Annotated in this window: 23 protein-coding genes; 11 read left to right on the top strand and 12 right to left on the bottom strand. The window is 71.7% G+C overall.

Going from position 1 to position 24,007, the window contains the following annotated elements; translation table 11 throughout:
* Nucleotides 1-49 precede the first annotated feature (49 nt).
* A complete protein-coding gene (locus ABZS54_RS22070; protein ID WP_355538544.1) occupies nt 50-1,426 on the bottom strand; it encodes an MFS transporter in 1,377 nt (458 codons plus the stop codon).
* 101 nt (nt 1,427-1,527) lie between these two features.
* Between ABZS54_RS22070 and ABZS54_RS22065 the strand changes: the two genes are divergently transcribed.
* A complete protein-coding gene (locus ABZS54_RS22065; RefSeq protein ID WP_355538541.1) occupies nt 1,528-2,487 on the top strand; it encodes a helix-turn-helix transcriptional regulator in 960 nt (319 codons plus the stop codon).
* 143 nt (nt 2,488-2,630) lie between these two features.
* On the opposite strand, the gene ABZS54_RS22060 is transcribed toward ABZS54_RS22065, so the two are convergent.
* Both ABZS54_RS22060 and ABZS54_RS22055 read right to left on the bottom strand, forming a co-directional pair.
* Nucleotides 2,631-3,428, bottom strand: a complete 798-nt coding sequence (locus ABZS54_RS22060; RefSeq protein ID WP_355538538.1) for an exodeoxyribonuclease III — start codon at nt 3,426-3,428, stop codon at nt 2,631-2,633.
* Between the two features lie 97 nt (nt 3,429-3,525).
* Nucleotides 3,526-4,041: an NUDIX hydrolase gene (locus tag ABZS54_RS22055; protein ID WP_355538535.1), complete on the bottom strand. Its 516-nt coding sequence runs from the start codon at nt 4,039-4,041 to the stop codon at nt 3,526-3,528.
* A 333-nt stretch (nt 4,042-4,374) separates the two neighbouring features.
* On the opposite strand from ABZS54_RS22055, the gene ABZS54_RS22050 reads away from it, so the two are divergent.
* Nucleotides 4,375-4,581, top strand: coding sequence for a hypothetical protein (locus ABZS54_RS22050; RefSeq protein WP_355538532.1), 207 nt, complete (start codon nt 4,375-4,377; stop codon nt 4,579-4,581).
* A 330-nt stretch (nt 4,582-4,911) separates the two neighbouring features.
* A complete protein-coding gene (locus tag ABZS54_RS22045; RefSeq protein ID WP_355538529.1) occupies nt 4,912-5,904 on the top strand; it encodes an asparaginase in 993 nt (330 codons plus the stop codon).
* Between the two features lie 176 nt (nt 5,905-6,080).
* Here the strand turns inward: ABZS54_RS22045 and ABZS54_RS22040 are convergent, their stop codons facing one another.
* Nucleotides 6,081-6,593 carry a DUF6228 family protein gene (locus ABZS54_RS22040; protein ID WP_355538526.1) on the bottom strand — a complete coding sequence of 171 codons (513 nt, stop codon included), beginning with the start codon at nt 6,591-6,593 and terminating at the stop codon, nt 6,081-6,083.
* 228 nt (nt 6,594-6,821) lie between these two features.
* Nucleotides 6,822-8,507, bottom strand: coding sequence for an ATP-binding cassette domain-containing protein (locus tag ABZS54_RS22035; protein ID WP_355538523.1), 1,686 nt, complete (start codon nt 8,505-8,507; stop codon nt 6,822-6,824).
* A gap of 299 nt (nt 8,508-8,806) precedes the next feature.
* Here ABZS54_RS22035 and ABZS54_RS22030 point away from each other — a divergent pair, with 299 nt between their 5' ends.
* Together ABZS54_RS22030 and ABZS54_RS22025 are read left to right on the top strand one after the other, a co-directional pair.
* Entirely contained in the window at nt 8,807-10,018 is a 1,212-nt protein-coding gene (locus tag ABZS54_RS22030) for an LLM class flavin-dependent oxidoreductase (protein ID WP_355538520.1), read from the top strand.
* Nucleotides 10,015-10,842 carry an SDR family NAD(P)-dependent oxidoreductase gene (locus ABZS54_RS22025; protein WP_355538517.1) on the top strand — a complete coding sequence of 276 codons (828 nt, stop codon included), beginning with the start codon at nt 10,015-10,017 and terminating at the stop codon, nt 10,840-10,842. The genes ABZS54_RS22030 and ABZS54_RS22025 overlap by 4 nt, the downstream gene beginning before the upstream one ends.
* Nucleotides 10,843-11,316: 474 nt before the next feature.
* On the opposite strand, the gene ABZS54_RS22020 is transcribed toward ABZS54_RS22025, so the two are convergent.
* Complete coding sequence (locus ABZS54_RS22020) at nt 11,317-12,093, bottom strand: histidine phosphatase family protein (protein WP_355538514.1); 777 nt, start codon at nt 12,091-12,093, stop codon at nt 11,317-11,319.
* 330 nt (nt 12,094-12,423) lie between these two features.
* On the opposite strand from ABZS54_RS22020, the gene ABZS54_RS22015 reads away from it, so the two are divergent.
* Both ABZS54_RS22015 and ABZS54_RS22010 read left to right on the top strand, forming a co-directional pair.
* Nucleotides 12,424-13,293, top strand: coding sequence for a hypothetical protein (locus ABZS54_RS22015; RefSeq protein ID WP_355538511.1), 870 nt, complete (start codon nt 12,424-12,426; stop codon nt 13,291-13,293).
* 220 nt (nt 13,294-13,513) lie between these two features.
* Nucleotides 13,514-14,368: a hypothetical protein gene (locus ABZS54_RS22010; protein ID WP_355538508.1), complete on the top strand. Its 855-nt coding sequence runs from the start codon at nt 13,514-13,516 to the stop codon at nt 14,366-14,368.
* Between the two features lie 303 nt (nt 14,369-14,671).
* Here ABZS54_RS22010 and ABZS54_RS22005 read toward each other — a convergent pair whose 3' ends face one another.
* The 3 genes from ABZS54_RS22005 to ABZS54_RS21995 all read right to left on the bottom strand — a co-directional run bounded on the left by ABZS54_RS22005 (nt 14,672) and on the right by ABZS54_RS21995 (nt 17,217).
* Nucleotides 14,672-15,715: a phosphotransferase gene (locus ABZS54_RS22005; protein ID WP_355538505.1), complete on the bottom strand. Its 1,044-nt coding sequence runs from the start codon at nt 15,713-15,715 to the stop codon at nt 14,672-14,674.
* A gap of 308 nt (nt 15,716-16,023) precedes the next feature.
* On the bottom strand, nt 16,024-16,521 hold the full coding sequence (locus tag ABZS54_RS22000; protein ID WP_355538502.1) for a hypothetical protein: 498 nt from the start codon (nt 16,519-16,521) through the stop codon (nt 16,024-16,026).
* Nucleotides 16,522-16,611: 90 nt separating this feature from the next.
* Nucleotides 16,612-17,217, bottom strand: a complete 606-nt coding sequence (locus ABZS54_RS21995) for an HD domain-containing protein (RefSeq protein ID WP_355538499.1) — start codon at nt 17,215-17,217, stop codon at nt 16,612-16,614.
* A 209-nt stretch (nt 17,218-17,426) separates the two neighbouring features.
* Between ABZS54_RS21995 and ABZS54_RS21990 the strand changes: the two genes are divergently transcribed.
* From ABZS54_RS21990 to ABZS54_RS21980, 3 genes are all read left to right on the top strand, one after another.
* A complete protein-coding gene (locus tag ABZS54_RS21990) occupies nt 17,427-18,707 on the top strand; it encodes an MFS transporter (protein WP_355538496.1) in 1,281 nt (426 codons plus the stop codon).
* A 147-nt stretch (nt 18,708-18,854) separates the two neighbouring features.
* Nucleotides 18,855-20,210, top strand: a complete 1,356-nt coding sequence (locus ABZS54_RS21985) for an NAD(P)/FAD-dependent oxidoreductase (RefSeq protein WP_355538493.1) — start codon at nt 18,855-18,857, stop codon at nt 20,208-20,210.
* Between the two features lie 101 nt (nt 20,211-20,311).
* Nucleotides 20,312-21,448, top strand: coding sequence for a methyltransferase domain-containing protein (locus tag ABZS54_RS21980; protein ID WP_355538490.1), 1,137 nt, complete (start codon nt 20,312-20,314; stop codon nt 21,446-21,448).
* A 71-nt stretch (nt 21,449-21,519) separates the two neighbouring features.
* On the opposite strand, the gene ABZS54_RS21975 is transcribed toward ABZS54_RS21980, so the two are convergent.
* Nucleotides 21,520-21,876, bottom strand: a complete 357-nt coding sequence (locus ABZS54_RS21975) for a VOC family protein (RefSeq protein WP_355538487.1) — start codon at nt 21,874-21,876, stop codon at nt 21,520-21,522.
* 47 nt (nt 21,877-21,923) lie between these two features.
* On the bottom strand, nt 21,924-22,622 hold the full coding sequence (locus ABZS54_RS21970) for a hypothetical protein (RefSeq protein WP_355538485.1): 699 nt from the start codon (nt 22,620-22,622) through the stop codon (nt 21,924-21,926).
* 147 nt (nt 22,623-22,769) lie between these two features.
* On the opposite strand from ABZS54_RS21970, the gene ABZS54_RS21965 reads away from it, so the two are divergent.
* The gene (locus tag ABZS54_RS21965) at nt 22,770-23,159 is read left to right on the top strand and encodes a hypothetical protein (RefSeq protein WP_355538482.1); all 390 of its coding nucleotides are present in this window, start codon (nt 22,770-22,772) and stop codon (nt 23,157-23,159) included.
* Nucleotides 23,160-23,179: 20 nt separating this feature from the next.
* Here ABZS54_RS21965 and ABZS54_RS21960 read toward each other — a convergent pair whose 3' ends face one another.
* Nucleotides 23,180-23,947 (bottom strand): SDR family oxidoreductase, encoded by a 768-nt coding sequence (locus ABZS54_RS21960; protein WP_355538479.1) that lies wholly within the window; start codon nt 23,945-23,947, stop codon nt 23,180-23,182.
* Nucleotides 23,948-24,007: the final 60 nt, after the last annotated feature.

The following is a 24,007-nucleotide window of genomic DNA, read 5'->3' as shown; positions in this document are numbered from 1 at the left end:
CCACTCCGGGCGCGGGCGCGGCGATCGCGGCTCGGGGCCCGGCTCCCGGTCACCGCCCCAACCGGGCCGCCGGCACCGTGGTGACCAGCGCCGTCGCAGCGATGGCCCACGCCGTCAGTTCGCCCGCGTGGTGGAAGTCGGTACCCACCGACAGGTAGAGCGTGCCGAAGGCGGCCACCCCGAGCACCTGCCCGAGCTGGATCATCGTCACCATCAGTCCGGACGCGTCCGACGCCCGCGGCAGCGGAACCCGGCGCAGCGCGAGCATCATCACCGGGCTGTACGCGACGCCCAGGCCGAAGCTGCTCACGATCATCGTGGCAAGCATCACCACCAGCGGCTGCCCGGTGCCGAACGCCCACCCGGTGGCCGCGAACCCGAGCGCACCGATCGGCATCCCGATCGTCGGCAACCGCCGATGCCAGGCCGCGGGCAACCGCTGCCACCGCAACGACACCGTCGCGAACACGACCGAGGACGGGATGAAGGTCAGCCCCGCCTCCAACGCGCTGTAGCCCAGACCGCTCTGCACGTACAGCGCGGTGGCGAACATCAGCCCACCGAACGCCGTCATCACCAACAACAGGGTGACCGCACCCGCCACCACGCCCGGCACCCGCAGCAGCGCAATCGGAATCAGCGGCGCCGACACACGTCGTTCGACGATCGCGAAGAGCGCGAACAGCACCGCGCAGGCGCCCAGGCTGAACCAACCCCAGGTCGGCCAGTCCAACTCGTGTCCCATCACCAGCGGGACGACCAGAGCGAGCAACGCGGGAGCGAGCAACGCCAGGCCCGGGACGTCCAGGCCGCGTGCCGCAGGGGTCCCACCGGCCGGCAACACCCGGCGGGCGAGCACGTACAGCACTATCCCGACCGGGATGTTGATCAGGAACACCGGCCGCCAGGACAGTCCGAACAGGTCGGCGCTGACCAGGAGTCCGCCCAACACCTGGCCGGCGACCATGCCGCCCGAGATGGTCGCCGCATACCGACCCATCGCTCGGGCCCGGTCGGCGCCGGCGTAGGTGGCCTGGATCAGGTTGAGCACCTGGGGCACCATCAGCGCGGCGCCGCCGCCCTGGACCGCGCGGGCCGCGATCAGTGAGGTGTCGTCCCAGGCCAGGCCGCACAGCAGCGACGCAACGGTGAAGACGATGAGGCCGGCGCCGAACACCCGACGGAAGCCGTGCCGGCCGCCGAGCCGCGAGCCGGTGACGATCAGCATCGCGTAGACGACGGTGTAGCCGGAGATGACCAGTTGCAGTCCCGCACCGCTGGTGTCCAGGTCGGTACGGATCGTGGGGCCGGCGACGTTGACGACGGAGGTGTCCAGCAACGCCATGAACTGGGCGGTGAGCAGTGCGGTCAGCAGCAGCGGATGGGCGCGTCGCGCCGTGTCCGGCGCCGCGGTCGTGGTGGTCATGCCAGGAGCGTGCGGGCGGGCGGGTCCTGTTGCCGAGAGCCTGTCGATCCTGGTACCGAAAGCACCTGGCAGCCAATCGCAGCAGGTACGAGGATGGCCGCATGAGCACCAACACCGCGAGCCGACGCACCGAACTGGGCGCGTTCCTGCGCAGCAGGCGCGAACGCCGGACCCCGGAGGATGTCGGCCTGCCGCCGGGCCTGCGCCGACGCACGCCCGGCTTGCGCCGCGAGGAGGTCGCGATGCTCGCCGGCGTGGGGGTGACCTGGTACACGTGGCTGGAGCAGGGTCGCCCGATCAACGCGAGCGTGCAGGTGCTGGACGCGGTGGCCCGCACCCTCGGGCTCGACCCGGCCGAGCGCACCCACCTGTACCGACTCGCGCAGGTGCCCTGGGAGATCGAGGCGCAGTCGGGGGCGACGTTGCCGGTGGAGATCCGGGAGATCCTCGACGGCCTGGTCCCCAATCCGACCGCCGTGTACAACGCCCGCTACGACGTGCTGGCCTGGAACGAGGCGTATCACAAGGTGTTTCCAGGCCTGGTCGAGCAACCGGTCAACGAACGCAACGTGCTCTGGGCCACGTTCATGTCGCCCGACGAGTGCAACCCGTTCCTCGACCGGGACTTCGAGGAGCCGCGCATGGTCGCCGAGTTGCAGGCGTCGTTCGCCCGGCACGTGGGCGAACCGGAGTGGGAGTCGTTCGTACAACGCCTGGCGAGTTGCAGCCCGGAGTTCGCCCGACTGTGGGCGCGCCGCGAGGTCGGCTCGGGCAACCGGCACATCAAGCGGATCGTGCACAACCAGCTGGGCCGGATGGACTTCGCGGGCACCCGGCTGGGGCTGAGCGTGCCGGAGACCCGGATGGTGGTGTACACACCGGCCGACCACGAGACACGCGAGCGCATGGCCGAGCTGATGGCGATGCCGACCACGCACTGGTGCTGCGAGCGCTGCCGGCGGAAGTCCCGCTGGAGCCACCCCACCTCGGCACTCGACATGGCAGGGGACCGGTCCGGCGACCCCACGACCACGGTCCCCGCCGCCCGGCTGTCCGGGTAAGCGGGTGAGCGGGTGACCGCGACGACCCCGAACAGCGCGCCCTCCGATCGCGGGAGCGGGATCGCTGATCGGGCCCACTGGCCGAACCGGTCTCGCGGGCGATCCGGGGTGGGCTCGCCGCGGGCTCGGCCGTCGCGGGCGGCTCAGATGTCGTAGGCCACGGTTACCGGCGCGTGGTCGGACCAGCGCTCCGCGTACGTGTCGGCGCGTTCGACCGCGGCGGTGACGGCCGCGTTCGCCAGTGCGGGCGTCGCCACGTGGTAGTCGATCCGCCAGCCCGCGTCGGTGTCGAACGCCTTGCCTCGGTAGGACCACCACGAGTACGGCCCAGGGCCGTCGGGGTGGATCCGGCGGACCACGTCATGCCAGTCGGCCGCGCCGAACAACGCGTCGAGCCAGGCCCGCTCCTCCGGCAGGAAGCCGGACTTCTTGACGTTGCCCTTCCAGTTCTTGATGTCGTGCTCGGTATGCGCGATGTTCCAGTCCCCACACACCAACGACTCGCGCCCGCCGATCGCCGCCGTCGCCCGCATCACCTTCAGATGGGCGACCAGGTCGGCCATGAAGCGGTTCTTCTCCTCCTGCTTGGGCGTCTCCGCCTCCCCTGTGGGCAGATACAGGCTGGCCACGGTCACCTTGGGCAGGTCCACCTCGATCCACCGCCCTGCCGCGTCGAACTCGGCCGACCCGAACCCGATCCGCACCGCGGTCGGCTCGACCCTGCTGTACACGGCCACACCGGCCCGGCCCTTGGCCGCCGCCGGGGCGTAGTAGGCGTGCCACCCCTTGGGGTGGCGCACCTCGTCGGTGAGTTGCTCGGGCGTGGCCCGCACCTCTTGCAGGCACACCACGTCGGCCTCGGTCGCGTTCAGCCATGCGGTGAAGCCCTTGCCGGCGGCGGCGCGCAGGCCGTTGACGTTGGCAGTGGAGACGGTGATCATCGGTGCAGATTAGCCCGTTTCGCGGCGGTGCGAGGCAGGGGGGTGAGGTGGCACGGGATCGGCCGCTCGGCCCGTACGGCGACGCCGGCCCGGGACCTCAGCCGAGCAGCGTGGCGTGCAGCGCCAGCCAGGCCGCGCCGGCGCAGCGCGCGGCCACCTCGGCCGGCTCGACCCACTCGGCCGCGTCACACTCGGACGCGGGGTCGGGCCGGGTCGGCGCGCCCGGATCCGGCAGCCGCACCGTGTAGAAGGCCTGGAACGCCCGAGTCGGATAGCGGTAGTCGGCCGGCGGCGTGGCCAGGAGGGTGATCCGCTGGCCGCCGAAGAGAGTGAGCCGCTCGGCGGCCACCCGCAGCCCCGCCTCCTCCGCGAGCTCACGCGCCGCCGCCCGGGCCGGCGTCTCCCCGGGGTCCAGGTGTCCGCCCGGCACCTCCCAGCCGCGTCCCGGCCGGTCCACCCGGGTCAGCAGGGTGCGCCCGAGGCCGTCCAGCGCGAGAACGAAGGCGGTGGTGACGGTGTAGCCCTCGGGCAGGTCGGCACAGCGCAGCACCTCCATCCGGTGCGTGGTGGGGATCCAGGGCACGGTCAGCGATGCGAGCACGGTTGACGCCATCCCGCCATCCTCCCGGACATGGCGGTTGTCCCCCGCGTCGACCGGCGGTATACATCTGCATACGCTCGCCCGTCCGCCCCGCCGCGACAGGCCGCACCCGCACCGCCGGTCGACGCCGCGAAACCGGGCCGACTCGGGCGCCTTAGGGAGTACCTCAGGCCGCCTTACCCCGCCTTACCTCACCTTAGGGTTCCTCGGCGCGGCTTAGGTATCGGGCCGGGTTCGGGGGCCGGCATAGATGCGGCATCCGCCTCATGCCCGACCCCCCACTGGGACGCGAAGCTGTTACCACGAGCCGGGGAGACCGGGTCGAAGTAACAGAAGGTGGACACAGTGATCGAGTACGAGCTTTACAAGAGCCGTCAGCAGGAGCTTCTCGCCGTCGCCGACCGGGACCGTCTGGTCATGGCGACCCTGCGCACCCGGCGCGCCGCCGCGAAGGCCCGTCGCGCCGAGCGGGCGGCCCACGAGGTGGTACAGAGCGCCGCCGCCATCGAGTCGGTACGCATGCGTCGGAACCTGCAACTGCTCACCCGGTGACGGCGACGGTGACCCCCGACCCGCGGTCCGGACCGACCGGACGATGTCACCCACCGGCCGAACGGCACGCGACACCGCCGAGCGGTACACGGCAACAGAGCAACACGGAAATCCCCCGGCGACCCCGAGTGGACCTTTGTCCCTCGGGGTCGCCGCACGTCCGGGCCCGGTACTCGGAACATTGCCCACGGCGTCCACGGCACGGCAGGCACCGCAGGCACCGCCCGAGTGTCGATCGGGACGGCCACGGGCCACGGCCGACATCGGGGGCGGCTACCTTGGCGGCATCGCCGAAGAAATCGACAAGGAACCGATGAGGAGGCTCTGCCGATGAGCGTCGCGTTGTTCACACTCGGGGGCACGATCGCGATGGCCGGCGCGGTCGGCACCGATGCCGGGACGGTGGTCGCCCGCCTGAACGGCGCGCAGTTGACCGCCGCCGTACCCGGCCTCGCGGATCTGGGTGTCGCGCTCGACGTGCAGGACGTACAGGCCGTACCCAGCGGGAATCTGACTTTCGCCCAGGTCCTCGACGTGGTCGCCACCGCGTCGCGCGCGGTCGCCGCGGGGGCGATCGGCGTCGTGGTGTCCCAGGGCACCGACACGCTGGAGGAGACCGCCTACCTCGTCGACCTGGTCTGGCCGCACCCGGAGCCGTTCGTGCTCACCGGCGCGATGCGCAACCCGACGTTGGCCGGGCCCGACGGCCCCGCGAACCTGCTCGCCGCCGCCCGGGTCGCGGCGGCCGAATCGGCGCGTGGGCTGGGCGCGTTGGTGGTGTTCGGGGACGAGATCCACGCCGCGCGCAGGGTGCGCAAGACGCACAGTACGAGTACCGCCACGTTCCGCTCGCCCGACACCGGGCCGCTGGGGGTCGTCGTCGAGGGCCGGGTACGGATCCTGGCCACACCGCCGGCGCACAAGCCGCTGCCGATCCCGGAGCCGGCCGCGCTCACCTCGGCCCGGGTGGCGCTGTACTCGGTCACCCTCGACGACGACGGCGCGCTGCTCGCCGACTTCCCGACCGATCAACGGGGCCTGGTGGTAGCCGGATTCGGAGTCGGTCACGTGCCCGCCGCACTCGCGCCGGTTCTCGGCGAACTGGCCTCGCGTATCCCCGTCGTGCTGACCTCGCGCACCGGTGCCGGGTCCGTGCTGCGACACACCTACGGCGCGGTCGGCTCGGAAACCGACCTGCAACGCCGCGGCCTGCTCAACGCCGGCCTGCTCGACCCGTACAAGGCGCGGGTGTTGCTGCGCCTGCTCATCGCCTCGGGCGCCGACCGCGACGCCCTTGCCGCGGCCTTCGCCGAGCACGGGTGAATCGGGAGCAACCGAGCAACCTATACGTCCACGCCTTCGTGAACGCCGCGAGTCGGTCGGTCGTACCGCCTTCGTGCCTGGTCGGATCCGCCAGGCCGTCGAGGAAGGTGCCCTGGGTCAACCATGCTCCGGGGCGATGTCGACGTCACCGGCACAGCGTTGACGTGAGGTCCCGCTCACCCACCCGCGCGGGCCAGAAAGTGCCGGACCTCCGCCGCGAGCGTGGCCAACTGCTCGCCCGTCTCCACCACCAGGGTCACCGAGGCCGCCCAGCCGCAGCCGCCCATTCGCCTCGGTCGCAGCTCCCAGGTCAGCTCGACTCGCCCGCCGGACCGAAAGACCGCCGTGACGGTGAGATCGCGGTCGTCGGTCTGCCAGCGGCGTTCGCCGTCCCAGCCGCCGAAGTCCCGGGCGAGGTCGGTCAGGAAGCCGGCTATCTCCCTCGCCTCGCCGGTCCAGCCGACCACACGATCGAGATGCGCGGCCATCCCGGGCGCCTGGATTTCGACGGTGTAGTGCACGAGTCGCGATGCCGGGTAGCGCGCGGCGATCTCGTCGTCCGGGCTGACCGCGTCGCGGAGGCGGATCCGGATGGCCGGATTGTCGTTGCACCGGATGATCACGTCGTTCGGGTCGGTCGATCCGGTCGGCTCGTACGATTCGTTCGCCGCGTCGAAGTGGGGATGCATCCGCCGAACCGTAGGGCAGAGCGCCCATCGACGTCATTCCGTTACGGCCTCCGCCACCGCCAAGCGGGAATGAGCCGGCCTGGCTACCGGCCGGGCGCCTGTGCTCACCTACAAGGAGGACTCGGCAACCGATTTCGTCCCGAACCCCGACGATACGGACAGCGAGGACCGACCCGGGCACCGGACCAGGGTGGGCGTGGAACTCCCGCGCCCACCCTGTTGCTTTGCTCAGCCGCGGGCGCGTTCGACGCGCCCCTCGTCCCATACCGGGCCGTCCGTCTCGCGGACCCGGCCGTCCTGGCCGAAGACCATGAAGCGATCGAAGGAGGATGCGAACCACCGGTCGTGAGTCACCGCCAGCACGGTGCCGTCGAAGGCCTCCAGGGCGTCCTGAAGCGCTTCGGCCGAGACCAGGTCGAGGTTGTCCGTCGGCTCGTCGAGCAGCAGCAGGTTGGCGCCGGAAAGTTCGAGCAACAGCACCTGGAATCGGGCCTGTTGGCCGCCCGAGAGGGTGTCGAAGGGCTGCTCGGCGCCGTAGGCGAGTTCGTACCGGTCGAGCACCTTCGCGGCGCCCTCGCGGCCCAGCCCGCTGCGGTGTTCGTCGCCCCGGCCGAGGATGTCGACCAGGGTCTTGCCCACGAACTCGGGATGATCGTGCGTCTGCGCGAACCACCCGGGTCGCACCCGCGCCCCGAGCCGGGCCCGGCCGGTGTGCGCCACCGGAGCGATCACCGTGTCGCCGACCGGTTCGTGCTCGATCTCGGGATCGGTGCCGCCGGCCGCGAGCAGGCGCAGGAAGTGCGACTTGCCCGAGCCGTTCGAGCCGAGCACCGCGACCCGGTCGCCGTACCAGATCTCGGCGTCGAACGGCTGCATCAGGCCGGTCAGTTCCAGCCTCTCGGCGATCACCGCACGTTTGCCGGTGCGGGAGCCGCGCAGCCGCATCTTGACGTCCTGCTCGCGCGGGATGTTCTGCGGCGGGCCGGCCTCCTCGAACTTGCGCAGTCGGGTCCGGGCGGCCTGCAAGCGGGAGGCCAGACCGTCGTTGTACGCCGCCTTGTTCTTGTACATCAGGACCAGCGCCTTGAGCTTGGCGTGCTCCTCGTCCCAGCGCCGGCCCAACTCCTCGAAGCGCTCGAACCGGGCCCGCCGGGCCTCGTGGTAGGTGCCGAACGAGCCGCCGTGGATCCAGACGGTGTTGCCCGCCGCGCCGAGTTCGATCGTGACGATCCGATCGGCTGCCTGGGCGAGCAGTTCACGGTCGTGCGAGACCAACAGCACCGACTTCTGGGTCTCGCGTAGGGACTGTTCGAGCCAGCGCTTGCCCGGGACGTCGAGATAGTTGTCCGGCTCGTCGAGGATCAGCACCTCGTCCGGGCCGCGCAGCAGCGCCTCCAGCGCGAGCCGCTTCTGCTCGCCACCGGACAGCGTGCGCACCTCGCGCCACTTGGCACCGTCGTAGGTGGTGCCCAGCGCCGCCTGGCAACACTGGTCCCAGGCCGGCTCGATGTCGTAGCCGCCGGCGTCGCCGAATTCGGCCAGCGCCGTGGCGTAGCGCATCTGGCGCTTCTCGTCGTCGTTCTCCATCAGCGCCAGCTCGGCCTCGTCGACCGCGCGCATCGCGTCCCGGATCCGCGGCGGGGCGAGCGAGACGAGCAGGTCGCGCACGGTGGACGCGTCCCGGATCCGGCCGACGAACTGCGGCATGATGCCCAGCCCGCCGGTCCGGGCGACCGCACCGGTATCGGGTTTCAGCTCACCCGTGATGATCCGCAGCAGCGTGGTCTTGCCGGCGCCGTTCGCACCGATCAGCGCCACGGTGGTGCCGTCACCGACCCGGAAGGACACCTCGTCCAGCAGGACGCGCCCGTCGGGGAGGGTGAAGCCAACGGTATTGACATCGATGTAGCCCATGGCGTGCGCGCGTCCTTCGTCCTGCGGTCGGGAAATCCGAGGGTGGTCTTCCACGGCTCGTTCCGAGGGTGACAACCCTTCCTACCCGCTCCACGCCGACCGGGCCAACGCATTTCGGGCTCCCCCGCACGGTAGCGCGCCTGGAGAGGGCACGAGACACGCCGGCGGGAGTGCCCGGGTACGCCGGCGGCGGGGCGGGAGAGCCCCGACTCCTTTTCGCATAATGCAACTATTGATTCGCGCATCGCGACATGGAACGGTGACGGCTCATCAGTTTCGGGGTTATTCAAGGAGTCGCGGTGGCACACACGGAACCGCAGCAGATCGCCCGGCAGGTCGCTATGGGCGAGCGCAGTCCGCTCGAGTTCGGGGTGTTCCTGGCCCCCTTCCATCAAGCGGGGCGCAACCCGACCCTGATGCTGGAACAGGACCTGGCCCTGGTCGAGCACCTGGACCGGCTCGGCTACGCCGAGGCCTGGATCGGCGAGCACCACTCCGGCGGCTGGGAGATCGTCGCCTCGCCCGAGTTGTTCATCGCGAGCGCCGCGGCCCGCACCCGGCACATCCGCTTCGGCACGGGCGTCGTCTCGCTGCCGTACCACCACCCGCTGCACGTCGCGGATCGGTTGGTCCTGCTCGACCACCTCACCCGCGGCCGGGTCATGCTCGGCGTCGGTCCCGGCCAACTCGCCTCCGACGCACATATGTTGGGCATCGACACCGCTCGTCAGCGGGCAATGATGGAGGAGTCGCTGGAGGCGATCGTCGCGCTGCTCGCCGGTCGCGAACCGGTAACCCGGGAGAGCGATTGGTTCACGCTGCGCGATGCCCGATTGCAGTTGCGGCCGTACACCCACCCGTCACCGGAACTCGCGGTCGCCGCGACGTTCTCGCCGGCCGGTCCGCGTACGGCCGGACGGTTCGGTGCGGGCATGCTCTCGATCGCCGCGAGTCAGGAGGGCGGCTTCGACGCCCTCGGCACGCATTGGGGCATCGCGAACGAGGTCGCCGGTCGGTACGGACGGACCATGGACCGGTCCAAGTGGCGGCTGATGGGCATGATGCACATCGCCGAGACCGAGGAGCAGGCGCGCCGCGAAGTGGCGTACGGCCTGGAGGGCATCCAGAACTACCAGGCCAAGGTGCTGCCGATCCCGCTGGACACCGCCACTCCACTGGCCGAGCGGATCGACCACGGCAACGCGACCGGTTCGTTCATCTGCGGCACGCCCGAGATGGCGATCCGTCAGATCGAGCGGCTGTGGCAGAAATCCGGCGGTTTCGGCACCTACCTGTTCATGGGCGCCGACTTCGCGGACGCGGAGGCGACGAAGCGCTCCTACGAACTGATCGCACGCGAGGTGATCCCGTACTTCACCGGTGCCTCACACGGCCCGCTCGCGTCCCAGGACTGGCAGGTGGGCCTGTCCGAGACCTGGCGCGACCGGACCGCGCAGGCCGTCGGCGGTGCAGTGAAGGACTACGAGAATACGAAGGGGACCACGGCGTGAGCACGCGGATCGAGGGCGATGCCGGCGCGGGACGCGTCGCGGGCCGGGTCGCGCTGGTGACCGGCGCGGCGGCGGGCATCGGGCGGGCCGTCGCGCGCCGTCTCGCGGCCGAGGGTGCGTACCTGGTCGCGGGCGACATCGATGCGGCCGGGTTGGCCACGCTGGCAGCGGAGTTGGGCCCGGAGCGGTGCGTCACCCGGTTGTGCGACGTGACCGTCGAGGACGATGTGGCGAGACTGGTAGCGGCGGCCGTGGACGAGTTCGGCGGCCTGGACATCGCGGTGGCCAACGCGGGCGGCGGTACGGCGGCCGAACTGGCCGACCACGACTACGTCGCCTGGCGCCGCGTCGTCGACCTGTGCCTCAACGGCGCGTTCCTGACCGTCAAGCACGCGGGCCGGGTCATGCGCGCCCAGGACGGCCGAGCCGGCTCGATCGTCAACCTGGCCTCGCTCAACGCGGTCCAGCCCGGCCGCGGGATGGGCGCGTACTGCGCGGCCAAGGCCGGCGTGGTGGCCCTGACCGAGGTGGCGGCCCTGGAACTGGGGCCGTCGGGCATCCGGGTCAACGCTGTGGCTCCGGGTCTGATCCGCACGCAGGCCACCGCCGGCATGTGGCATGTCCCGGGCGTGGTCGAGGAATACGTCGAGAACGCCCCGCTGGGCCGGTTCGCGGAACCCGAGGAGGTGGCCGCCGTGGTCCTGTTCCTGGCCTCCGACGAGGCGTCCTTCGTCTCCGGCAGCGTCTATGGCGTCGACGGCGGCGCCCGCACCCGACGGTATCCGGATCTGATCGGTGCACTGGAGCGGTTGTCGCAGGACTGACCGCGGCGCCGGACCGGGGCGGCCGGTGACGCGCCCACCGCCGACCCGGCGACCGGATGGTTGCCGGGCGGGTGGCCAGGGTTGATCCGGTGGATTTCGCGCGGAGTGCCGGATCGGCGATCAAGCGGCTGATCAGGGATGAAATGGGGCGCGAGGGTTCCTCTTCCAGTTACTGACACAGCGTCATATTTCTGTTCGGTAATGGCGCTATCGCCTTCGAATGGTCGTGTCCGCGATCGGTTGGCAGCCTGGTCCGGCCGGGTTCGACCTCTTCGATCGGAGGCGGTTTTCCGGCCCCGCAGAGGGGAAACCAGAGGGCACCGAACGGGACGGGAGGGGACCTGACACCCCCACTGCGCGACGGCGCAGCCGCATCCCGTGGGTATCAAGGCGCCGGCGGTCGGGCACACTCCCCCGTGCCCGACCGCCGGCTGCCGCGAACACCGCGACCCAGCCGGGCCGACCTCCGCCCGCTCACCGCGCGTCGATGCCGCGCAGATGCCGCGTGTCGTTGTAGCGGATCGCACGCAGCCGCCCGTCGCGAACGCGCCAGCGGGAGATCGAGGCGTTGCCCACCGGATCGGTACGGACCAGGCGGTCGACGTCCGTCTCGGTGAGGCCCTCCAGGATGTAGCGCAGCATCAGCACGGTCGCGTCGTGCCCGACGATCAGCACGTGCGCGCCCGGCGCCTCGTGCCGCAGGTCGGTGAGCAGCGTGCGCAACCGCAGCGCGACATCGGCGAGGGATTCGCCGCCGGGTGGGCGGTAGTACAGGTCGCCGACCCGGCGCCGACGCTCGGCCTCCTCCGGGTAGAGCTGCTCGATCGCGGCGGCCGTCCGCAGTTCCAGGACGCCCATCTCGCGGTCCCGCAGCCGTTCGTCGCGACGCGGCCGGGGCAACAGCAGGCCCACCCGGGCGGCTTCGCGGGCGATGATGCGCATCGTCGAACGGGCCCGGCGGTACGGCGAGACCAGGACCACGTCGGGCGTCTCGCCCTTGACCGCGAGCCGTCGCCCGACCGCACCGGCCTGGTCCTCGCCCCGCGCGGTGAGCGCGATGTCGGCGTCCCGACCGGCCATCGCGAGGTCGAACTCGCCCACCTCGTCGCGCTCTTCGGGTGCCCCGTCGGCCGGCGAGGAGCCGATGCGCGCTTCGGCGGCGGCAAAGGCCGCGTTGGCCATGCTTTCGCCGTGGCGTACGACGACTATCTCGGCCGGCCCGAAGGGCGCGGTGTCCGACGTGCCGACCACGGTGCCCCCAAGCTTCGTTCCCTGTCATGGTTCTCACCACCGAGGAGGCGGCGAAACTCCCGGCAGCGGACCCGACCACCGGTCACCGCTGCGGACCCGACCACCAGCCACTACCCCGGACCCGACCACCGGCGACCGGTCACCGCTGCGAGCGCGGCCACCGGCCACCGCGTCGGCCCCGCCGCCGTGCCGCGCCCGGCGCCCGCCTTCCCCGCGAGGTCCGCCATCGGCCATCGGCAGATCGTGCACCGACCATCTCGCCGGTCGCTCATACGAGACACGGTCGGACTTGTAGGATCTTCCATCCGCGTATCCGGATAATCTGACCGCATGATCGAACCTCGCGTCGCCCTCACCACCTGCGCCGAGCTGCCGGACCTCGACCCGGACGAGCGCCTGCTCTTCGAACCGCTGGCCGCTCACGGCATCCGCGCCGAGGCCGCCGTGTGGAACGACCCGGCCGTGGACTGGGCCGGCTACGACCTGGTGGTCCTGCGTTCGGTATGGGACTACCCGGCGCGCCGCAAGGAGTTCATCGAGTGGGCCGCGAGCGTGCCGCGCCTGGCCAATCCGGCGTCGATCGTGGCCTGGAACACCGACAAGACCTACCTGCGCGACCTGACCAGGGCAGGCCTGCCGGTCGTGGAGACGATGTGGCTGGAGCCCGACTCGACCGTCACGCTGCCCACATCCGGCCTGCATGTGGTCAAACCCGCGATCAGCGCCGGGTCCCGTGACACCGAGCGCTACGACCTGGCCTCACCCGAACAGCGCGCGCTCGCCGCCGGGCACGCCACCAGCCTGCTCGCGGGCGGCCGGACGGTGATGGTCCAGCCGTGTCTGGAGGCCGTCGACACCGTCGGCGAGACCGCACTCGTCTACTTCGACGGCGTCTTCAGCCACGCCGTCCGCAAGGGCTCCATGCTCGACGGCACCGCCGAAATGGTCGGCGACCTGTACCGGAGCGAGCAGATCGAGGCACGCGAACCCTCCGCCGCGGAACTCGCGGTCGCGGCCCGAGTGCTGACCGAGATCCCGGTCGGCCCACTGCTGTACGCGCGCGTCGACCTCATCCCGGGTGCCGACGGCACGCCCACCCTGTTGGAACTGGAGCTGACCGAGCCCTCCCTGTTTCTCGCCTACGCCGACGGCGCCGCCGAGCGCCTCGCAGACGCGATCGTGGCCGCGCTTCACCCGTAGCCCGGGCCCGTCCGCCCCGAAGGGCCCGACCGGTCGGGCCCTTTGCACGCTCCGCCCCGGCACCACCACACCCGCGCGCGCCACGCGGCACGCGGCACGCGGCACTCGCCGACGGCACAACCACCCGACCGCGCCGGACCCGAACACGGGCCTGGGGCCGGCCCGGCCGAACAGCGGTATCCGATCTGTGCACCCACCCCGGCCGGGGGACGATGGGTCCATGGAGCCCGACATTTCCCTCGAATGGGTCAGTGACCCCGCAGCCGAGGAGCGGCCTGCCACGGAGGTGTACGCCTCGATGGTCCTTCCCGCCCCGACGCCGCCGTCGCGGACCCCCTCGACCACCGCATCGGCCGATACCGATGCCGACATCGGTTCCGATGCGGACGCGTCCGGCGATCGGATCGGGACCGTCACCGCGCGTCGCGCCGGCCGGCCGCTCGGCCAGCTGAGCATCCACGGCAACGGCGAGGCCGCCGTCACCGCGCAGGGCGAGCGGGCCGATCGACTCGCGCGCCGGCTGGTCCGCGGCTCCCATGCCGCGGCGACCACCGAGGAACGGGACGCGTTCGTGCGGATGTACCGGCGCGCGGCCGAGCAGGCCCGCGCCGTCGGTGCGCGGGTGCTGCATTGGAGCGGTACCGACACCGGGCCGGAGGGCGAGGCGGCCCGTGTGCTCGCGGCCCGGGTCACCGGCGAGATCGCCCGGATCTGGACGGTCGACCCGAGCGGCTGGTGGCCGCCGGGCGGCCTGCCCGCAGTGCGGGTACGCACGCTGCCCCCGCCCCGGGTGGGCCTGATCGGCGAGGGCGCCGAGCTCACCATCGCCGTCGAAGACGACCGGGCGTACCTCAACGCGGGTGAGGCGATCACCGCCCCCGGCGTCGGGGCCGACATCCTCGGAGCCCTGATCGCCGAACTGGTGGAGTCGATCCGCCAAAAGTATCCGGACGTGCGCGAACTCGCGGTGTTCGAATTCGACGGCGACACCGAGGGCGCCGTGCGCCGGGCCCTGCCCCTCGCCGGCCTGCGCATCGAACACCGGGTATGGGACTTCGAACTCGCCCTCGACTGACCCCCGACCCGACGGCCCCGCCGCCAACGGCCTCGCGTGGCGGCAGAGCGCGACCGTCGCGCCGTCACGTCCTGCTGTAGGTCGCGACGGACGTCACGCCGGCGAGCACCGTGCCGCCTGTACGAGTGAACGCGGTGACCTCGAACTCACCGGACGACATCGGGGATTCCGGTACCGATCAGGATCGGGCAGGTCTTGATCACGAGTTCGTCGATCTCGCCCATCAGGCCCCGCCGGGCGCGCGCCGCCGGCCGGCCGGATGCCCCTGCCGGTCGGCTCGGCCCGGCCCGCCGCCGATCACCATCACCACGGCCGCGTCCCGGCCCCCGGCAACGGCCGCAGACCCGGCCACGCGGTGAGCAGCCGACCGCGCAACTGCCTCGCCAACAAGCCCAGTTCATGCAGAGGTTCGGATGCCGTCTCGGCCACCACGCCGAGCCGGTGCACGAGTCGCTCGCGTGCCGAGACCGGACCCCACGTGAAGTCCGCGACCGGTACGCGCGCCAGTTGATCGGCCAGATCCCGATGCGCCCGTTCCACCAGTGCGTCGCCTCGAATCAGCCAGCCCGCGCACGCGTCGGCGACGCCCGCCTGCGGATCCGAAGCCTGCCCGGTCAACGTCCGCCACGTCGACGCGTACACCGCCTCGACCTCGGCCAACGGCGCTCCCGTCACCGACATCGCACACCAGCAGGTCGGGAAGCCGACTCGGAGATAGGCGAGTTCGACCAGACCGTCACCGAGCGCGGCCTGCTCGAAGTCGACGAAGCGCACCCCGTCGACGGTCCGCAGGTCGTTGCCCGGACACGGGTCACCGTGCAGCAGGGCATATCGACCGGCCGGATCCAAACGGGTGAGCAGCGCGGCCAATTCATCGGGTACACCCGGCGGGATCGGTTCACCGAGGGTCGTGGCCAGAGCCAGGAACGACTCGGCGTCGGCGTCGCTCGGCGGTCGCCACGCGGGCAGCTCCGCGGCATCGCCCGGGCCGGTGAGCGCGTGCAGCCGAGCCAGCGCCTCGGCGTAGCCGGGCAGCCAGTCGTCCGTTCGCCCCAGGTCGTCGAGGTACTCGAGCACCATGACGCACCCGTCGGGATCGACGCCGAGGACGCGGGGGCCGACCGGGCCTCGGGCGGCCAGCCGTAGGCCGGCGACCTCACGGGCGAACCGCTCCGGCGCGCCGTACCGGTTGTCGCCCGCGTCGGTGATCTGTTTGACGATCGCCCGTTCACCGCCGAACTCGACCTGCCACACCCGCGAACGCGGGCTGCTGTCCAGGAGTTTCGCCTTCTTCGGTGGGCCTAACGCAGCCCGCAAACTGTCGCCGATCGGCACCCGGGGTCTCATGGGACAAAGACTCTAGCCCGAGACGGTCGCGCCGCACACCACCCGACCGGCCGGGTCGTGGGCACTGCCGCCGCTGCGGGTGTTGCCCGGGATGTACCGGCAAATCGGCGTACGCCCGATCGGCGCCATCGGCGAGCACGAGCCACCGACCGACCACCCGCTCCTGACCACCCTCGCCGAGACCTACCGCGCACTGCCCGGCGACCCGTTGTGGATCGGGGCCCGGCCGGAGGTCCCGACCAGGGCAGGCGCCGGAACACCCACGAGAACCGCAGACGCCGACACGGCCCCGCATCGGGGCGCCCGGATCACGGGTAGTCGAAGAACCTGATCCACCACGTCGGCCCGTCCTCGACCGTGTAGTGGTCCGCGAGCCGGCTCACCCCGTCGTACGTCGTCCGCAACAAATCCTCCGGCACGACCCGATAGCCGAGGTCGTCGAGCGCGGCCTCGACCCGCTCCAGGTCCGCCGGCGACACGTACGCGGGCGCCGCGCCGACGGGATGATCGTCGGGCGCGTCGACGCTCGTGACGACCAGGCCGCCGAAGTTGCTGACCACCAGGGTGATCCGCCCGGTCCCCGACAGCGCAGCCGCCGGCACCACGATCACCCCGTGTCGACTCGCCGCCCGGGCCGCGTCCTCGACCGGACAGCGACATCCGAAGTCCGCGTCCAGTCGCTCGACCAGCCGGTCGAAACGCTCGCGCGTGGCGACCGCGTCGTAGCCCGGCGGAGCCGCCAGATGCTCCGGGTCGTCCAGGGCACGCAGCAGCGCCCAGGCGTGGTCTTCGTCAAGCATCGTCATGGGTCAGCCGATCCCTCCGGTCCGCGGCGCCTGTACATACCCGCGCCACGACCGAGCACACCCGGCGGCGCCGCCTCCGCGAGCCCCAGGTCAACGGTCCAACGGATTCCCGCAGATCCGCTCGGCCCACCCGCCCCGCATCAACTCGGCCGCCGCACTCGCCGGCTTGCGCTCCGCCTGATCGCGCGCGGCCCGCAGGAACGCGGGCGCGAACCCGGCCCGCGGCACCGCCGTGAGCAGCGCCGCGGCGAAGTCCGGCTCGAAGGAATCCAGTCCGCGCCCGGACACATCGGCCCCCACCGCGATCTGGAGCAGATGACTCTCCGGATCCGCCTCCGCCGGTACGGCGTCGCGCATGTGCAGCACGATGATCTCGGCCAGTCGATCCCGGCGCGCCTGCGCCCAGCCCGCCCCCGCCGCGAAGACCCGGGCCAGGTGCCCACCCGCCTCCTCGAACGCGAGCGTGTGGCTGTCGAACGGAGCGGTCAGCGACAGGTCGTGCAACAACGCCGCGACGTAGAGCAGTTCGGCATCGAACCCGATCCCCCGGGAAGCCCCCACCGAGGCGGCCCAGAAGTACGACCGCACCGAGTGGTTCCGCAGCCCGATCTCCGCGTACTCCGCACAGACCCCGTACGCGGCTCGCGCGGTCGCCGTATCCGGCGCCTCGACTCCGCCCACCTCGGAAATGAACATGTGCGCTCTCCCACGATCGTCGATCGTCTCATCGGAATGCCCGCATCATCCCAGTCGACCACCCGCCCGCTCCAGTGAAATGATCTTGCCGTCCCCAACGATTTGCGCCACCGACGACCGGGTCACCATGGCCCCCCTTGGGATCACCCTGGTCCGTCCGTCACGCTGTGGGTTCGCGTATCCCTTCCAGACCTGGTGGTGAACCCGGCATGACCGACTTGGATCCGGCCATATCCGAGTCGGCCGATCCCGAGCGGGTCGACCGATCGGCGCTTCAGCGGCGGACCGTGCGCACCCTGATCACCGCGCAGGTGGTCGGCGGCGTGGGGATGGGTGCGGCACTGACCGTCGGCGGGCTGCTCGCCGAGGACCTGTCCGGATCCAAGAGCTGGTCGGGGCTGGCGACCACCGCGATCACCCTGGGCGCGGCGGTGTTCGCCATCCCGATGTCGCGGGCCGCGTCGCGGCACGGACGGCGGGTCGCGCTGACCGTCGGCTGGGGGCTCGCGACGGCCGCGGCCGGCGGGGTGATCCTGGCGGCCGTACTGGAGTGGTTCCCGCTGTTGATCGCCGCGCTGCTCGTCCTCGGCGCCGGCACCGCCGCCAACCTTCAGTCCCGGTACGCCGCGACCGACCTCGCCGACGACGCGGGCCGGGCCAAGGCGCTGTCGATCGTGGTGTGGTCGACCACCGTCGGCGCGGTCCTGGGCCCCAACCTGAACGAGCCGGGTGCCGTGGTCGCCCGCGCACTCGGCCTGCCCGAGTTGTCCGGGCCGTTCCTGTTCTCGGTCGTGTCCTTCGCCGGCGCCGGCGGCATCCTGTGGGCCGCGCTGCGCCCGGATCCGCTGCTGATCGCCCGCACCGACCTCGGCGACCGACAGCCGCCCCGCGGCAACCTGCGCAGTGCGCTCGCGGTGGTCCGCCGGGCACCGCGGGCGATGCTCGGGCTGGCCACGATGGCGTTCGGACACGTGGTCATGGTGTCGGTGATGGCGATGACACCGGTACACATGAAGGACCACGGCACCGCGTTGACCCTGATCGGGCTGACCATCAGCCTGCATGTCGCCGGGATGTACGCCCTGTCGCCGGTGGTCGGCTGGGCCGCCGACCGATTCGGCCGGATCCCGGTGATCCTGGGCGGCCAGTTCGTGCTGCTGCTCGCGGTGTTCGTCGCCGGCACCTCGGGCCACTCCACGGGGCGCACCATGGTCGGCCTGGTCCTGCTCGGCTTCGGCTGGTCCTGTTGTCTGGTCGCCGGGTCGGCGCTGCTCGCCGAATCGGTGCCGGCGGGGGAACGACCGGGCGTGCAGGGCGTGTCGGATCTGCTGATGAACCTGGCCGGCGCGGCGGGCGGCGCGGTTTCCGGATCGATCCTGGGCTTGGCCGGCTACGGCGGCCTCAACCTGGTGGCCGGCTTCCTGACCGTCCCGGTCCTGTGTGTCGCGGCCGGCTTCGCGCTGGGTCGATCCCGGCGCCCGGCCGGCTGAGCCGCCTGAGCCGTCCGATCCGCCGCCGGCACGCCGCCCCGGATGGCCCGCCCCGGTCGTGCCCTGCCGACGATCCCCATATGTTTGGACAAAATGTGCCAAATGGTCGCGGGTTTCCCTGCCCGGGCCTTCCCGGAAGGGGCAACCATGGTGCAGCGGGTGGTCGTCGTCGGAGCAGGATTCGCCGGGTTCGAGACGGTGCGCAAACTGGAACGAACCCTCGGACCACGCGAAGCCGAGATCGTGCTCGTGAGTCCGATGGACTACATGGTCTACCGACCGCTGCTGCCGCAGGTCGCGGCCGGCGTGTTGTCCTCGCGCACCACGGCCGTGCCGCTGCACCGGATGTTCAAGCGCACCCACGTCCTGCCCGGCGGCGCGATCGGCGTCGACCTCGCGGCCAAGGTGTGCGTCGTACGCAAGATCTCCGGCGACATCACCAACGAGCACTACGACAAGCTCGTACTGGCACCGGGCAGCGTGACCCGCACCTTCGACATCCCGGGTCTGACCACCTACGGGCACGGCATGAAGAACCTGGCCGAGGCGGTCTACCTGCGCGACCACGTGATCGCCCAGTTGGAGATCGCCAACTCCAGCATCGACCCGGCCGAGCGCGCCTCGCGCTGCCAGTTCATCGTCGTCGGCGGCGGCTACGCGGGCGTGGAGACCGCCGCGTGCCTGGAGATGCTCACCACCAACGCGCTCCGGCACTTCCCACGCCTGGACCCGGCGCAGGTGCGCTGGATGATCGTGGACGTGGCCCCGCGCCTGATGCCCGAGCTCGGCGAGAACCTGGGCAAGGCAACCCTGCAAATGCTGGCCAAGCGCGGTGTGGACGTGCGGCTGGGGATCAGCGTGCGGGAGATCACCGAGGACTCGGTGACGCTGACCACCGGCGAGAAGCTGCCCTGCCGGACGCTGGTGTGGACGGCGGGCGTCACCGCGAGCCCGCTGATGGGCACGATGGGCGCCGAACTGGTGCGCGGTCGGCTCGCGGTCGCCGCCGACCTGGCCGTGCCCGGCCACCCGGACGTGTTCGCCCTCGGCGACGCCGCGGCCGTACCCGACCTGGCCAAGGGAAACGGCGCGACCTGCCCGCCCACCGCGCAGTACGCGCACCGGCAGGCCAAGATCGCCGCCGCCAACGTGGTCGCGTCGCTGCGCGGTCAACGCATGAGCCCGTTCCGGCACAAGGACCTGGGCCTGGTCGTCGACCTCGGCGGCACCCAGGCGGTGGCCCGGCCGCTCGGCCGCGAGTTGCGCGGCCTGCCCGCGCAGGCGATCACTCGCGGCTACCACCTGATGACCGTGCCCTCGATCCGGGCCCGCACCCGGGTGTTGTCCAACTGGGTCCAGCACGCGTTCGCGGGCGACGACCTGGTCCGGCTCGGCTTCATGTCCGACCTGGACGGCCGGATGGGCAACCTGGAGAAGACCGACGCCTACCTGTCGGCGGACGAGATCACCGCCCGCACCGGATCCCGCGCAGCCCACCCGTGAGCACGCCGTGGGGGCGCACCGCCCCGCGCGGGGGGCGCGCCGTGTGTACCGGAAGCGCCGTACCGGGTGCCGGCACCCTCGCGGGCGGGTACACGGGGGCCATGAACGACGAGCGCGCGGCGGTCCGCCTGCGGATGGCGCTGGTGCAGCGGCTGCGCCTGATCGGGAGCGTACGTACCGAGGCGGTCGCGAACGCGATGTCGCAGGTGCCACGCGAGCTGTTCACGCCCGGTGCCACCCCGCTGGCCCGCGCCTACGAGGACCGGGTCGTGGTGCTGTCCACCGACGAGCGAGGGCTTCCGGACAGCACGGTCAGCCAGCCGGCGATGGTCGCCTTGATGCTCGAACAGCTCGCCGTCCGACCCGGGATGCGGGTGCTGGAGATCGGTACCGGGAGCGGGTACAACGCGGCCCTGCTGGCCCGGCTGACCGGCCCCGAGGGCGAAGTGGTCAGCATCGAGGTGTCCGCCGAGCTGGCCGGCACGGCCGCACGACGCCTGGCCGGGCTCGGCACGCATGTGGACGTGCGGGCCGGGGACGGCTGGGCCGGGGTCGCGGACCGGGCGCCGTTCGACCGGATCGAGGCCACGGTGGGGGTGCCGGACCTGCCGCCGGCCTGGGTGGAACAGCTCGCGCCGGACGGCGTGCTGGTCGCCCCGATGTGGCTGCGGCCGGGCCTGGAGCTGGCCGTCGCGTGGGAGCGGGCCATCGACGGGACGCTGACGAGCGTATCGGTGGCGCGCTGCGGGTTCCTCCAGCTGCGCGGCCCGCACGCCGGCCCGGGCCGGACCCACGCGCTGACCGGCGACCTCGCGGTGATCGGCGAGGATCTGCCGCCGGCCGCGCTGGACGTGTTGCGCGACCTGATCGACCACGGCGCGGTGGACGCAGGTCCCGTCCTGGGCCCGGTGGACGTGCGGCTGACCGGATTCGCGTTGGCCGAACCGCGCTCGGTGTTGTTCCTGGGGCATCCGGGCGACGGGATGACGTGGGGCCTGTTCGACCCGGAGCGACCCGCACTCGCGGTGCTCATGCGGGACCGCATCCTGGTCTACGGCGACCGCGACGCGGCGGTCGAGCTGTACTACGGCGTGGCCGGCGCACCGGTGGTGAACGCCGACCGGCTGCGCCTGGAGGCGGTCCCGGTGGGCACCGGCTTCCCTCCCGCGCCGGACACAGGTGGCCGGGCGTGGACGGTGGAGCGCGAGCACTACCGGTATCGGCTCACCGAGACGTGAGCTTGCTGCGCCGCACGCCCGCGCCCGCGCCCGCGGTGGCACGGGACGGGCGGCGGTTCGCGAGCGCAGGGCTACTTGGGGGTGCGCAGCAGGCAGAACTCGTTGCCTTCGGGGTCGGTGAGCACGTGCCAGCCGGCCTCGCCCTGGCCGATGTCGGCGGGCTTGGCGCCGAGCGCGAGCAGTCGGGCCAGTTCGCTCTCCTGGTCGGAGCCGATCGCCGGGCTGACGTCGATGTGCAGCCGGTTCTTGACCGCCTTGCCCTCGGGGACCGGCTGGAACAGGATCGTGGGCAGCGACCCGTCGGACGCCGTCAGCTCGATGTCCTCGCCATGGACGGTGACCTCCCATTCGAGCACTCGACGCCAGAACTCGGCGAGGGCGGGGACGTCGTTCGCGTCGACGACGAGTTCGGAGAACACAGCGGGCATGACGGCACCTCGGTGGCGGTGGGGCGGGCATCGGGACGGGTGAGCGCTCACTGGGGCGGCAGTGCGCGGACCACCTGCCCGAATCGCGCGGATCCGGTCAGTGTGGCGTGCTCCGGCCCCTGCCAGTTGACTTCGAGTTCCTCCAGGATGCCCTCGTGCCACCAGAACATCCCGGTGGACAGGGCCTGCTGATCCCGGGTCAATCCCTGGGCGGTCTTGAGCACGAAGCCGGCCATGCCCACGGTGCGCTGCGAGGTGAGCGGCAGCGCGAGCAGGCAGTTGTCCGCCGGCAGCGAGACCAGCGCACCCGCGCGCAGCGGGTCTCCGATCGCCTCGCCGAGCCGGAACAGCTGGGCGGATCCGGGCCAGCCCTGACCGAGCAGCGAATGCAGCGTGCTTCCGGTGGAAATGTCCATCGGCGTGCCGCCGTAGCCCTCCATCCGCAGGTTCGTCGCGGCCTGGAGCCAGACGTCCTCGACCGCCATGCCCCAGTGCTGCACCATCGGCGTCTCGACCGTGACGGCGGCGCCGTCGGGGCCCTTGACGCACGCCACGGCAACGATCTCCCCGCGATCGCCCAGCGGCCACACCATGCCCTGCGCACCCAGATGTGGGCCGGGTCGGCTGATGATCAGCCGCAGGTCCTGGCGGATCCGATCCGGCGGCGCGCTCATCAGGACGCCGCGCACGTCCTGCCCCCAGGCGGCGTTCTGCTGGCTGCGGGACTGGCGACGAAACAACGCCACGGAAGGCTCCTCGTACGGGGTGGCGGGCGGGCCTGACAAGTCATAGTCAACACCCCCCGGCCGGCGCAACATCACCCGCTGCGGGCGCCCCGCGGCGATCGCGGGTCGAGGCTTCCTTTCCGCACCGACGGGTCGCATCATCGGGCGATGGAGTTCAAAGGCGGGGCGCTGATGCCGGAGATGGCCGGGAAGTACATGACCGGCTACGTGCACGTGCGATGGCCGTTGGCCAGGTTACGGATCGAGACCGGTCTGATCGGCATTCGGGCCTGCCCGGCCTGGCCGCTGACCGCGTTCGACGGCGCGCCGTTGGCGGTGAGTTCACCGGCGGAGATCGAGCTGGTCTTCGCGAGCGTCGGGATGCTGCGGAACCCGATGGTGGGCCTGCGCGCGGCGACAGGGCGTACGTACTACTTCCGGCCCGGTCGTACCGCCTACTTCCGGGCCTTCCGCCGCACGGCCGAAATTCTCGACCTGTGCGAACGGGAGGGCTTCGCGGTGTCCCGGGAGAACCACAGGGTCGACCTGACCCGATGATGCGCCTGCGCTGCGGCGGTTCACGCCTGGCGGGTCGGGAGGATCACGAGCTGGCGCAGGTTGACGTGGCGCGGGCGGGTTGCCACGTACGCCACCAGGTCGGCGACGTCGGTGGCGGCGAGGCTGCCGATCGCGTCGAACATGGCACCGAGTTGGCCCGATTCACCCAGCTCGGCGTTGTCGATGTGCGAGCCGAGTTCGGTGTCGGTCAGGCCCGGCTCGATGTTGGTGACCCGGACGTCGCGCGGGCCCAGTTCGCTGCGCAGGGACGCGGACAGGTGGGTGAGCGCGGCCTTGGTCGCGCCGTACACCGCGTAGTTCGGGAAGGTCACGTGGGCGCCGATCGAGGAGATGTCGACCAGGTCCGCGGCCCGTCCGTCGGCCGCGGCGGCCACCAGGTCGGCGGTGAACGCGCGGATGATCCGCAGCGCGCCGGTGACGTTGGTGTCGATCATCCGGGTCCACTCGTCGATCCGGCCGTCGTCGAGCGGGTTGGGCAGCATCACTCCGGCCGAGTTGACGACCAGATCGACCCGGCCGAGTTCGGCACGGATCCGGGCCGCGCCGGCGTCCACCGAGTCCTGGTCGGTGACGTCGACCGCGACGGCCAGGGCGGTGCCGCCGGCGGCGGTGATCTCGGCGGCCAGGTCCTTGAGCCGATCCTCGCGGCGGGCGAGCAGCGCGACGTGCGCGCCGTGGGCGGCGAGCAGCCGGGCGGTCTCGGCACCCATGCCGCTGGCGGCTCCGGTGACGACGGCGATCCGACCGGCAAGCGCGGTGTAGCTCATGGGAAGACTCCAGTGGAAGGGGCGCGAGGCATGTTCCCCGCTGACCCACCTCACCTTGCC

Source organism: Embleya sp. NPDC005575, assembly GCF_040605455.1.
In the GTDB taxonomy this organism is placed as follows: Bacteria; Actinomycetota; Actinomycetes; order Streptomycetales; family Streptomycetaceae; genus Embleya.
Note: the sequence above shows the minus strand (reverse complement) of the source record. Positions and strands in the feature narration are given on the sequence as shown.